Below are 12458 nucleotides of genomic sequence, written 5' to 3'. Positions count from 1 at the left end.
GTATCATGAATAAGCGAAAGCTATGTTTGCTGATTTTTGGCATCGTCTTCTTATCTTGCGCAATCTCACAATTGAAAGCACAGGGCGGTATCTCCAGCGATGGCCGCGAGTACTTTCTTGGGTTCGTTACTCCGTCGATCATGCGTCAGCAAGGCGTGCAGGTCAGTTTTACTCCACAGATCACTGTCGCCGTACTCATTACCAGCGGGGTCGATAACTCCGTGGACGTATCCTATTTTGACGAAAGCGGTAATGCTGTGAACGGAAGTACCCTGACGATCAAGGCCGGAACAACGACCAGTTACTCACCTGACCTCAGCGCAATTGGTAACTCATACGTGAATGGCGAAGCCGTTCACTATGGGACATTACATATCGTTTCGCGAGCACCGATCACGGTAAGTATGCTCAGCACCGGCGCATGTACCGGTGGTTCCTATCTTGCACTTCCGGTGTCCTGTTGGGGAAAGCGGTATGTGGTTCAGAGTTACCTGGACAACCCGAACGGAAGCGGCGGGATGATCAATCAGTTCGCATCGAGAGGGTTCTTTCAAGTCAGTGCTGCCGAGAATGGTACTGAAGTTACGATCACACCTTCCACGACCACGGCAGGCGGGCATCCCGGGGCGATCAGCGGAACCGGTGGGAACGGCAAGCCTCAGCCATTTACCGTCACGCTAAATCGCGGTCAGTTCTACACGGTATATAGCGGCGGGGCTGACCCGAGCTTCGATCTTACCGGTACACTCCTCACCGCGAATAAGCCGATCGGTGTGTTAAGTGGTCATGAAAATGCATTTCCTACCGATGGCGCGGATGAACTGACTTTTGACGATGCGCGTGATTACGTAATTGAGCAAATCATCCCGGTTGAAGCCTGGGACAGTACCGGCTACGTTACGTTGCCCTTCTACGAAGGCAGCGCTTCGGGGGATCCTGGAACAGGCGACGAGATTCGGATCGTCGGTCTACCAGGGAATGGCAATTCGGTGCTGATCCAGAACGGGAGCAGCTCGACGGCCCAGCCGACACCGTCTTATAGTTCTGTAAATCTCCCCTCCACCACCGTAGCACTCGGTCTGAAGGATGTGAACGGCAAGCCGTTTGGTGTGATGCAATACGACCAGAGCATGCAGGCGGTGCGGCCGCCGAACCCGGCGCCGAGTATGCTTTCGATCATCCCACGTTCACGATGGAAGAGTGAATACTATTTTAGCAACCCTTCCTCAAAGAACAACACTCGTTCGATGTACCTGCTGATTACGGCTCCTCGAAGCGATTGGAACGGGCAGAAGATTCTTGTCAGTCATGCTGGTGCACCTGCCTCATCATTAACGAGCGCAGGATTCGGCGTTAAACGAACGTGGAATACTATTCCCGGGGATTCTGCACTTGTTGGGGTCTTGCTCGTTGTTAACGGTTCCGGCACCTTCCGCTTGACGGATGTTGCACCGGCCGCAGACCCTTCACGACATTCAACCTTCGGCGCGGCGATCCAATCCCCGGTTGTAGAGGGGAATGCCTGGCCAGGAGCACAGCCGATCTACCCGGATGTACCGTTTGAATTTGCGAATCCACTCGGCATGCAGTATGGTCAGTTCGGGGTGAGCGGCTCGAAGCTTGGGGCGACGATCACGAATAACTGTGGAGTATGGGATATCTGTGTGCATGGCACAGGCTCGACGAATTCCGGGATCCGCTACATCGAACTGGTCAACTATCCGGACAATACGTATACAAGCCCATTACCTATCTCGAGGAATGTACAGATCGACCCAACTCGGGATCCGCTTGGGAAAGGGGAGATACTGCTCCCGGGTAGCGATGCCGAGTATTGCTTCAGCGTGTCGATCGTCAACCCGGCGGACTCAGCTACCGCTGTCGTACGAGTCTATGACAATTCCGGCGCGTCGAAGACGTTCACCCTTTCCGCTACGACAGCCGTGAGCGCGAGTGCGACCGGCTCGCTCGCTCAACTCTCGGCACAGTCGTTCACGTTTGGGGCCCATTCTATTGATTCCGAGGTATGCGGGATCGTCAAGGTATCGAATGCCACAACGACCGCTGGAGTCAGCGTACGCATTGACTCTTTGCGAATCGTGGGGGCGCTTGGTCGGTTCACGGTGAATGGATCGGTCGGGACATTCCCCATCTCTTTGCCAACAGGTGGTGCCCTCAACATTCCGGTCTGCTATCATGCGTTGGACACGGTAACCTCGACTGCCACGCTACGGGTCTATTCCGATTGCGGCCGATCCTTCGACTACGTGCTCCGGGGGAAGGGCCTCTCGCCGATTCTCAAGGCGAGCGATATCACCTTCGATGCTACTGATTCCGGTCATGTCAGTTGCGATACTGTATTGCTGAGAAATGTCGGGACATTGCCACTGGTTGTGTCTTCAGCGGCCGTTACGGGAGATACAGCGAATTTTCATCTTGCGGCATCATCTGAAGCTGCGTTTCCTCTGACGATTCCTCCGGGAGCAGCAGTAAGTGCAACACTCTGTTACTCACCGTATGATCGTAACGCACACTCTGCGATCGTGCATTGGGTAACGAACATGGCTTCGACGACCGAGCTTCAGTCGCTATCGAAGAGCACCACTTCTCTGCTTGCGCCCGGATTCGGAGGCTCTTGCAGATTCTCGCCCGGTGTCATCGCGTTCTCCGTTGACTCCACGTTGGCATCGCCCGAGCAAACCTTGCGGGTGTATCTTGTCAATCATGATGCGAGCCATTCTGTGACCGTCCCGTCTGTCATTATCGGCGGGGTAGATGCGTCGGACTTCTTGATAACGAATTCGCAGCATCCGGTATCTTCTGCATTCAGTCTCAGCGCGAACGACAGTGTTTGGTACGATATCACGTTCAAACCCGACGTGACCAAGCCGTATCCTGCACGGTTTGCCATGCGTAATGGATCTATCGGTGCTGCGTTCCAGATCGAGGGCGGGGGAAATACAGTTGATTCCAGCTTTGGAATATTGTCCGGCTCGTTCAGCGGTTCTTCATCCGTCGGGTCGGATTCGAAGAGTCCGGCGTCGGTTATCACTGCCTTCACGGATGGAGTACATCTGTTCGTAAGGGGTTCCTTCGAGAGTCCGGTCGAGGTCTCATGCCAGTTATTCGATCTGTTGGGACGGTGTGTCTTTGATTCTGGTACAGCAAGGGCGGATGTTATGAGTAACGGATTCGTCCTTAACCTCGAACGGCCATTATTCCGAGGTGTTTACCTTTTGCTGGTCCGCAATGGGAGTAGATATTTGTCTACCATGCTTGTGGATGATCATTAGTCGAACGGCCCATGTGGTACTTTGGGGATATTTAGAGATTAACCAACACAATAACACATTAAGCAAGTATTCTTATGAACTGCACTCCGATGCGTTTGGCAAACTGGAATGATTGGCAAGATTTTGCACCTGTCGATCCGGTTGACATTCTAGCAAACTGTCAGATGATCGCGGGGACGAACCCGATTGAGACGGGATCAAGAGTTAATAGCACAACCTTTCGAACGCCTACCTCAAGGGTACTTCCTATTGGTCAGGTAACAGGTGTTTCGATATCAAGTCTAGGTCCGATACAGACGTTAGCCAACATGCCGACAGATATCGTTACGCTTGAGACGGCACTGGCTGGTAATCCTCAGGTGATTGATATTACATTTAGTAGTGCTGTGGACGCCGCAAGTGTCACTACTGCGAGTTTTACGGTTACCACTGGTGGGGCAGGCGTCGCCGGAACTGTCAGCGTTCCCAGTGCGAACGTAGCGAGGTTCACGGCATTTGTACCCTTTGGGGTTGGGACGTACAGTGTTACCCTCATAGGTGCAGCAGGGCCGCCACATGTGACTTTTGCAGGCGGGACAAGAATCCTTGATGGTGATCCTCTCCAATTACCTTCTGGGAACGGAACAAGCGGGGGGACTTTCACTTTTACTTTCAAGGTTTCAGTGTCACCTTCCAATCCCATCTTGTATCCAGGCGCTAATATTGGAGGCTGGAATGGCACTCAATTTGCTCTGAATAGCGACCCACTATGTACGGCTCTGAGACTTGATGATCAACTGGCTGTTGCCAATGCACAACAGTGGACATTTTCGCATGACACCGCAAACCTGCAGTCCTCCAACCCTCTACCTCTGGAAAATACTATCTTTCTTCGAGCAGGAGTTAGATGGCAGATGGCGATTGACCTAAACCTTGGTACTCTGACGTATTCGAATTTGCAGTTAGGTTTCCAATTTGATGCTGGTACAAGAGGAGATTGTCAGGGGACGATCCCAGTCATCGAATTCGCCACCGGAGGTTATACGGGGCCGGCAACAATGTTTCTGACGCTGAAGCGTCAAGGTAGATATCGGATGGGCCTGCGTGCAATTGATGTACGAGGAAACTACTATATGTATGAGACGGTGTGGAATATTGTCCCATAGCCATCAGAAAAATGGATTCAAGCAGTCCCACAGCATCAGTGTGTTGCTAAGGGGGAGATATTGAAGATCTATGTGTTACTTCTCAGTTTATCAAAAGGAACAGTTGTATCAACTATGAAACTGGTAGTGCCCTTCGTTCGGTCTTCAGAGACAATTGCCGCAGGCGAAGTTAACGAAGTAATTGCTATCGTTAATTTAGGCTACACTCCTCTTGTGTTCGATGGGACAACATCACTCCGAGTTGAGGCACTAGAACTGTACGTCCCATTCTACTTCGTGGATCCGGTTCGTGCGCCGGCAAGGTCGGCATTACTCGAGAGAATCATGGAGAAACGCTTTCCATTGGCTCTGCGGATAGAAGCATCAAATCTGGAAATCCCGACGTTGATCGATGTATTCCGAGACCAGCTATTGCCCGTTCGACTTGACAATTCAACAGAATTGAGTTACCGGATGTTACGTTCCATCCTAGAGAATATGAGTCTCCCTGTTCAGATCGCGCTTCAAAAAACACGTATATCTCTCGGGATGTCTATCTCCAGCTTGCTCAGGCATTGCAAGATCGATTTAGGCGATACGCCCACAAGGATAATAAGAGAATTACGATTGAGATTAGCCCATGATTTAATATATAGCACGCCGGAGACAATTTGTAGTATTGCATGGTCTGTCGGATATCGTAGTCATCCTACATTCACTCGTGATTTCAAATCACGTTTTGGGGTCGCTCCTTCTGATTGTCGAGATCGGGGGATGACCGATGCGCTCGCCGCGGTCCAATTCTGCAGCACCAGATTGACAATATCGGATAAGAAATTGAATTAATCGGAATAGCATTATGCAGCCAAGTTGAGTATATTTGCAATTACATTCTGGAGACAATCGCGTTTTTCACGTTCTGCTTATGAAGGCGTGGTCGATCTGAGCAAATTTATGCTTCAAGTTGCCCGCCAAATGTGTAAAGATTCATTCATCTAATTTGAAAGGAAGAATATGGCTAGTGATTGTTGTTTTGCTCCATCATCGGCAGCAAATTGGAACGAGCTGCAGAAGTCAACCCCCGTCAATATCTCAGATTTGGTTGCCAACGCAACCTTAGGCGGCACGACAGGTACTCTTACTAATAGTTCAACTTATGCAGCGCCTGGCACATGGATTGCTAGCCCAATTGTGGTGTCGTCGAGTCCAACGTGCGTAGCACTTGGAACAGATAATCTACAAAATGTAGCGGATGCTGCACAATGGAATTTTCTAAATCTAACAGCGAATCTAGCTAGTTCCACTGCTATCCCCCTGCGTAAAGTGCTGTTCCTGAGGGCGGGGACAAAATGGCAGATGAAGATATCGCTCGACTTTGGTGCCTCCACATATACCGAGGTGCAATTGGGATTTCTTGATTCAGCTGCCACACGAGGAGATGCTCAAGGAACGTTTCCAGTCGTGGATTGGACTGGGAGTTTTACCGGTGTTGTCGATCTCTACGTTACACTTCGATTTGGAGGTGCGTTCAATATCGGAGTGTGGGCGAAATCGGGCACGAATTATTCGATGTTTGACATGAGGTGGATTGCGGTGGTAGATGTTTCCAGCCCGGCAATCTCCATCCAGCCGTTTCAACTGGGCTAGGAAAATCAAACTTATTCATAGTAGAAAGTAAAAAAAGCAATGGGATGTTGTGGTGATCGTCGACGAGCCATTGGGAAGGGGGGAGGAGCGCCCTACGTCCCAAAGAATCGAAAATTGATGGAGTTTAAGGGTGAGGGGGTTCACGTTGTGAAGGGTAACTTTTCCAATGTGGAGTACGTTTTTTTAGGGCATGGATCACGTATCGCTGTAGATTCGAGTGACTCTAACGTGATAACGGATACGCTCCTAAAATTTTGCGACGTGTTCATTTGACATTTATCTGTCTTGAGTATTTGTGGCTGTATAGCGAATCCATAGACTATGTTGTTGAGGTGGCTGATTCTGAGTTTGATTGGTAGTTTCGTGGATTCGAATAGTGTTTCCGTGGATCAGAAATCTCTAGTGAATCTAAACAAGCTTCAGAGTATGACTTCAACCATTATTGGTGTTCAACCATATCAGGCACATTGGACGGGTGTCTTCATGGACGCCTCGAAGAGTACGGGCGAAGTTCATTTTTATTTTGATCGTGCGGATACTATCCTTGATGGCGTTTTCAAGTTAATAACCAAAACGTACTTTGGTGAAGAGGTCGTTTTTGGTGAGGTAAAGGGCAAGATCGAGACTGGGAGGGTAGATTTACTTGCCACTACAGAATCTTCATCTCGTGCAATAATCCATTTCTCTGGAGTTCTAACCGATAGCACTCCGGAATCGCCACTTTGTGCTTTTGGAGTCTTTGCGGATAGTCTCCATAAATTCTTCTTGGGCGGAAGCTGGATCGTATGGAGTAGTAGATAGGGAGTTGAAGATTGTCCGAATCATTCCTAGCTTTGTTGATACTTTCGCTACTTTGACCAATGCAAGACAGAGTTTATTCGCTTGGAGAGACAAATATGGATGCGCCTAACCGGTTGCCCGGAGGTATGGCGGTCTCCAGTTCGGAAATTCAGACTGTTCCCTTGGGGGAAATTCCGCCCCCCCCGCCTCCCATGAATCCTCCTCCTCCTCCTCCAAACGGTCCCCCGATCCAAATAAATGATCCCGATCCACGCCTTTCATGGAAGAAAAATGCCAAGCCGCATTCGGATACCGGGACTGATTGTACCAATATTCATCGTGACCCATACGCATACGGGTCCACGCATTCATCTGGTACAGTGTGGCATCCTGACCCTCCCGCAGACGATTGGCCTTGCAGTCACCCCATACGGCCAGTTGGTCGCTCCGGTCGTAGCGGCAGTCCGCCGGCGTACCCTTCCCGAGAGAATGCGATAAGGGAGGCATGGACCTGTGTATGCACCGAACTTCATAGTTGTCTGCCAAACCTACAAGGTATCAATGATTGCCTCGACACAATAATTGATTGTCTCCTGAACCACGACATTTGGCATAGACGTATTGAAATCGATTGCGATTTGACAGATTCCAACAAGTACGGGCACACGGACGGGTACGCACTTGGTGACACGGTACATATTCACCTGAATTTTGATAACATTGGAGATAACCTAGATTTGCTTTGTCAGGTACTATTCCATGAACTAATTCACGCTTGTGGAGGGTCCGAGATTGATGCCTATTTCCTTACCTGGTTTTGTTTTGGCAGTCAGTTGAGCCCAGGGTTATCTCCTCGTTCATACAAGGGTAATCAGTTGATCTGCGCTCTTTGTCATAGCGCCAATATAGACCATTATTACGACGATCCCATGATGCTGAAGGGAACTTGTATCGCGCTGGATCTTCGAACTGGGAACGTTGTAACAAAAGTACACATTGATCCTGATGACCCTAGCGATCCTCTTTTTGGGAGTAGGCCAAGCTGGGACAGACGCCACGAGTATTTTGATAAGGATCATAGTCCTATTCTAAGTGCATTCACTGACTCGGGGTCTTTTGCTAGTCAAATGCTTGGGTTTCGACCAGGGATGAGCTGCCAAGACTATAATTGCTAACCTTACTACTTCTTGGTTACGCCTGACCGATACCGTTCTGAACGGAAGGGCCATGTTTGATATGCCTGAGGGGGCTGACTCAGTTTGCCAAGCAACGCTATACATGCTATGGTATGTGTTTGCATAGATTGTTGCCTAGTTCCCTTTTCTCTAATTCATTTCTGCAAAAGAATATCTGGTAAGTGACGACCAAGGGACTATGATCCCCCCCCCCCCCCCCCCCCGATCTTAGGACAGGTAGTTAGGGTGGGATTCATTGGGTCTACTACTTGTACCGATATGGAAGAAGGCACCCGCCGGAAGATCAGTCCGGCATTCAAAGCGAAAGTGGTTTTGGAGCCGTTGCGCGAGCGACGGACGATCGAAGATCTTGCGCGTCGGTACGAACTGCATCCGAACCAGATCACGCAGTGGAAGAAGGAGGCGACCGAACGGTTGTCGCAGGTCTTCGAGCGTGGTGCGGGGTCGGAGAAGCCGTCGGAGGATCAGAGCGAGAAACTCTACGCGTGGATCGGCCAACTGAAGGGGCTCGAGATCACCAGGGGCGGACATGTGTGGTCGATGGACATCAACTGCATCCCGATGCGGCGTGGGTTCCTGTGCATAGCGGCGATCATAGACGAGCACAGCCGCTATATCGTCGGGTATCGGATCTCGAACACGATGACGGCCGAGAGATGCGAGAGGCGTTCGAGACGTTCGGGGCACCCGAGATCGTCAATACCGATCAGGGCTGTCAGTTTACCATCGAGAGCTTCACGCCGCTCTTGCGCCAGAGCAGTGTTCGCATCAGCATGGGCTCGAAGGGTCGGGCGATCGACAACATCTTCATCGAACGCTTCTGGAGGACGCTCAAGTATGAGCACGTCTATCTGATGCCGGCGGACTATCGGGTGATCCTCGACGAGGGAGTCCGCTGGTATATCGACTTCTATTATCACGAACGGCTACATCAGTCGTTCGACTATCAGACAGCCGCAATGCGATACAAACAGGCTGCATGATATGTACTCAGACCCAATGTAACTACACCCTGTTTGCTGTCCTAATTTTTTTGGGGCATCATAATTATACTCTAATTGCTGACCATGCCGTCAGAATTGATTTTCATAAACTTTCTATTGGTAGATTTTGGTAACGTCACTTGTCATGCTAAAAGATCATATAACTCGCCGGCTTGGTCATGTAAGTGACTGCTCTATGTTGGGTGTCTTCAAGTCGTACTGAAGTACCGTGTAATAGGAGGAGTGTTTTATCCAAGATGCTTCAAACATGTTAAATAAGAATAGCGTCCTGTCTGGCTAATCTTTCATAGACTCGTCGATCAATCTACTTCGACTCAATCCAGACACACCAAATTCCTCCAAAGAAAGGTAGATTGGAGGTGCTAGCTACATATCCGTACATTGACTGTAGACCATTTGACGTAACAACCCACTTGCCTTGAAACTTAAGAGCGGGGAAAGACTCTCCCATTGCAATTTCAAAATTAATGAGATCCCTTGAAATCAGTCCCCTTACGTTGCCGCCATAGACTTTCCTTCCAGTGCTATCGAGAAAGCTGAATGTCAAAGTGCCCTCGATGGAAGAGTCTCTTCGTGCCAAGTTCAACTCGATCGAACCGAAGTGATCAGCAATGTCACGATATTGCCCATACCAAGTCCCATCTTGGAACTCAGTGACCGAGGGTGCGACGCGCAACAAATTCGACGGAAGTACAAGGTTATCGATCTGGTTCATATTTGTTCTTGTTTGTTTCATATATTCTTGTGTGCAACCTTGGTAGAGAATCGTGAACCCGATGGAAAGAAAAAGCCACCAAAAGGTTGCAAATCGGATCATAATTTTAGTTGAATGTCCTTAGTTGGAACCACCCATTTCCTAAGATGGTTTCTACAAGCGTTCATATAATTACTGATTTATTGTAATTCATAAGAGCCGATTGATCGGTGATTCGTCCATTCCGCCAAGATATGTTTTGGTACTTTTTGGCAGTGTTATCTGTGTGGCGCATAAGCCACTTGCTTTCATCCGAAGACGGTCCATTTGACTTGGTATTGAAGGGCAGGATGGCTCTTCGTGATTCCTTGCTTGGAAAGCTCTTTGATTGTTTCTATTGCTTGAGCATTTGGATTGCTATACCGTTTGCAATATGTCGAGCAACAACAATTGAAGAGGGCATAATGATGACATTGTCTCTGTCGGCGCTGGCGATATTTACAGACAGGCTGATAGGAAAACTCTTATGAGGTCCTTCGGCAAATTTGAGGGATAGTTGCTCCTTGCGTTAAAAATGGCGACTAAACCAAGCGTTGGGTATTGTTCTAGAGTAGTGGCTGAGTATGTTGTGACTGCATCGCAATACTAGTCATACTCGCACTAACAACATATTGGCATCGAATCAAGTGACAATTGTTCAAATGAGCAATTCAACTTGGGATATCTTAAATTGTACATCGAATGTCTTTGAAACATCGTAGCGATCTCGTTCTGGAAGAGCTAAGAAAGGGTCAATCCGAATATGGGGGAATTCTCTCAGAGGTGAGTTACGGGGGACAGGTGGTCACCGATTTGAACTGCGCAGTATCTAGTCTCGTAGCCATCGAGTGTGCATGTGATCAGTTGGTTTTCTCGGAGAGTCTTAAGCGGACCTTGTCGAGAATTCTAGATTTTGTCGAGGAATGCATGGATGAGGCTAACTCGGGTTGGTTTCGTTTCTACCCGAGTAAAAACCTAACGCCGAAGATTTCGCATCAGATTTTTGATTGCCGTATTCCTGATCTTGATGATACCTGCTTGGCCTACCTTGCACTTATCAAACATAATCGTCTGAGTGTCAGCGAGGTGGCAGTGTTCTTCCAGAAAGTCGTACCACAGTTGGAAGTGAGTCGTCTTTCCAACGATGACGGTTATTGGGTGCGATTGGGAGCTCTGCGTACTTGGTTGGTCAGCTCTGCGAATTTGCCACACAATCCAGTTGATGTATGTGTTAACGTCAATGCCGCAGCAGCGATGGCGCTGTGTGGGCTCAGGGGATCGGCTCTGTTTCGTACAGTTTGCGAATCCGTGGAGTCCGCAACATATTGTTTTCTGCATCAAGGAGTCAAGTTTGCAGAGATCGCTCCTTACTACTCCCATCCAATTGAACTAGTTTATGCAATTCAACGGGCGGTTTTATATGGTGCTGAGCGATTGCAGTGGGTCTTGGACGAGCTCCTTGAATCCGATTGGTCAACTATTGATGAGGGGAAGAGATTCTCAGCCTCTAGGAGTCTATCTTGTAGCTCGGACAGAAAAATCCACTGGCATGCCCCGACACTCCAGATCATACGTAAGATGTTGAAGCATGATCATATGGAATGACTTCTACTGACTGAGAGTATATTGCTAACAAGTCAGATTGCATCAGAAGGTTAGTATAGTGATCATCATGAAAGAAATGGATTTCATGCTTGAATTGGCTGGTGAACTTCGACGCGAAGTCGCACAGTCACTTCGCGGTACGAACCTGCCGCTTCCCGTCTCTGAATTCTACGAGGCTTCTCGTCACGCAGGCACTGACGTATTTGCTTCTCAGTTACCGGACTTAGTCGCAGGCATGAGGGAAATGGAAGAGTCAAAAGAGTTTGGGCCAGACTTTGTAAATGCCATCTATATTACAACAGGCGTAGGTTATTACCTGTCGTCCTCGTTCATCGGCCCACTTAAGCTTACAAATGAAAGGCATGAGTATGTAGCCGTATTAGGTGGAATTGCGAATCTGATTACATCGCTATTCGATGTTCTCGTTGATAGAGAGTATCTTAAGGTGGATGACCTCATAACAAGGGATGCGCTTAGAAGTATATTGTCTTCAAATGATTTGGCGGTCCCAAAATCTAGGCAAGCTAACAAGATCGCTTATTGCTGGTGGGTGATGGTTAGTAGATATCTTTCGATGGTTCAATCACTTCAAGTGGAACATCGTTCCGATAGCCAGGCAGATTGTCTTCGCAACCTATGCCTCAAGATGTTTGATAGCCATCTTGCCTCTCGTAATTCATCACGAAACTCCTACCTGCTGCTACGAAGAAAGGTGCTTCCAATTCTGATAATGCTCCAGGGCGGGTTCTTGGTCCAGAAGAACTATGATCCCAAGTTAGGCGAGAGTTTGTGGAGAAAGGTGTATAGGATTGCTGAACTCATCGCTATCTTAGATGACATTGTGGACTTGGAGAAGGACATAGATAACGATCATCCAAACCTATTTGCCCCTTGCGGGATGACTGCAAGTGGGATGGTCGCTTATTTCGATATGTACAGAAATCGTATTTTTAGTATCTATTCGGCGTTGGATCTTCAAGATGTCGACCTTGGGGGATGGCATACACGAAGGAAGTACTCTCAACTAGTGATTCCACTGCTGATTTCATCTTGGGTCGATCAATGTCGCTAGGCGA

The 12458-nt window shown here is 48.7% G+C and carries 10 protein-coding genes; all 10 read left to right on the top strand.

All coding sequences use genetic code 11. From position 1 onward, the window contains the following. Positions 1–5: 5 nt before the first annotated feature. The 10 genes from JSS75_04185 (at position 6) to JSS75_04140 (ending at position 12454) form a co-directional block, all read left to right on the top strand. Positions 6–3293 (top strand): IgGFc-binding protein, encoded by a 3288-nt coding sequence (locus JSS75_04185; GenBank protein ID MBS1902881.1) that lies wholly within the window; start codon positions 6–8, stop codon positions 3291–3293. Positions 3294–3388: 95 nt separating this feature from the next. Continuing rightward, entirely contained in the window at positions 3389–4438 is a 1050-nt protein-coding gene (locus tag JSS75_04180; protein MBS1902880.1) for a hypothetical protein, read from the top strand. 114 nt (positions 4439–4552) lie between these two features. Further along, positions 4553–5263 carry a helix-turn-helix transcriptional regulator gene (locus JSS75_04175; GenBank protein MBS1902879.1) on the top strand — a complete coding sequence of 237 codons (711 nt, stop codon included), beginning with the start codon at positions 4553–4555 and terminating at the stop codon, positions 5261–5263. A gap of 168 nt (positions 5264–5431) precedes the next feature. After that, a complete protein-coding gene (locus tag JSS75_04170) occupies positions 5432–6064 on the top strand; it encodes a hypothetical protein (GenBank protein ID MBS1902878.1) in 633 nt (210 codons plus the stop codon). A gap of 1119 nt (positions 6065–7183) precedes the next feature. Continuing rightward, on the top strand, positions 7184–7342 hold the full coding sequence (locus JSS75_04165) for a hypothetical protein (protein MBS1902877.1): 159 nt from the start codon (positions 7184–7186) through the stop codon (positions 7340–7342). 956 nt (positions 7343–8298) lie between these two features. Beyond that, entirely contained in the window at positions 8299–8895 is a 597-nt protein-coding gene (locus tag JSS75_04160; GenBank protein MBS1902876.1) for a transposase, read from the top strand. Further along, the gene (locus JSS75_04155) at positions 8814–9023 is read left to right on the top strand and encodes a transposase (GenBank protein ID MBS1902875.1); all 210 of its coding nucleotides are present in this window, start codon (positions 8814–8816) and stop codon (positions 9021–9023) included. The genes JSS75_04160 and JSS75_04155 overlap by 82 nt, the downstream gene beginning before the upstream one ends. A gap of 945 nt (positions 9024–9968) precedes the next feature. Then, entirely contained in the window at positions 9969–10268 is a 300-nt protein-coding gene (locus JSS75_04150) for a DUF1360 domain-containing protein (protein MBS1902874.1), read from the top strand. A gap of 217 nt (positions 10269–10485) precedes the next feature. Beyond that, on the top strand, positions 10486–11382 hold the full coding sequence (locus JSS75_04145) for a hypothetical protein (protein ID MBS1902873.1): 897 nt from the start codon (positions 10486–10488) through the stop codon (positions 11380–11382). Positions 11383–11449: 67 nt separating this feature from the next. Further along, positions 11450–12454, top strand: a complete 1005-nt coding sequence (locus JSS75_04140) for a hypothetical protein (GenBank protein MBS1902872.1) — start codon at positions 11450–11452, stop codon at positions 12452–12454. Positions 12455–12458 lie beyond the last annotated feature (4 nt).

The organism is Bacteroidota bacterium (assembly GCA_018266755.1).
Taxonomy (GTDB): Bacteria; Bacteroidota; Ignavibacteria; order Palsa-1295; family Palsa-1295; genus JAFDZW01.
The sequence above is the reverse complement of the archived record's forward strand: the minus strand, read 5'-3'. Positions and strand labels throughout refer to the sequence as shown.

Coding starts and splice junctions, on each gene's coding strand:
- JSS75_04185 (MBS1902881.1), top strand. CDS start 6: ATGAATAAGCGAAAGCTATGTTTGCTGATTTTTGGCATCGTCTTCTTA.
- JSS75_04175 (MBS1902879.1), top strand. CDS start 4,553: ATGAAACTGGTAGTGCCCTTCGTTCGGTCTTCAGAGACAATTGCCGCA.
- JSS75_04170 (MBS1902878.1), top strand. CDS start 5,432: ATGGCTAGTGATTGTTGTTTTGCTCCATCATCGGCAGCAAATTGGAAC.
- JSS75_04160 (MBS1902876.1), top strand. CDS start 8,299: ATGGAAGAAGGCACCCGCCGGAAGATCAGTCCGGCATTCAAAGCGAAA.
- JSS75_04155 (MBS1902875.1), top strand. CDS start 8,814: ATGGGCTCGAAGGGTCGGGCGATCGACAACATCTTCATCGAACGCTTC.
- JSS75_04140 (MBS1902872.1), top strand. CDS start 11,450: ATGAAAGAAATGGATTTCATGCTTGAATTGGCTGGTGAACTTCGACGC.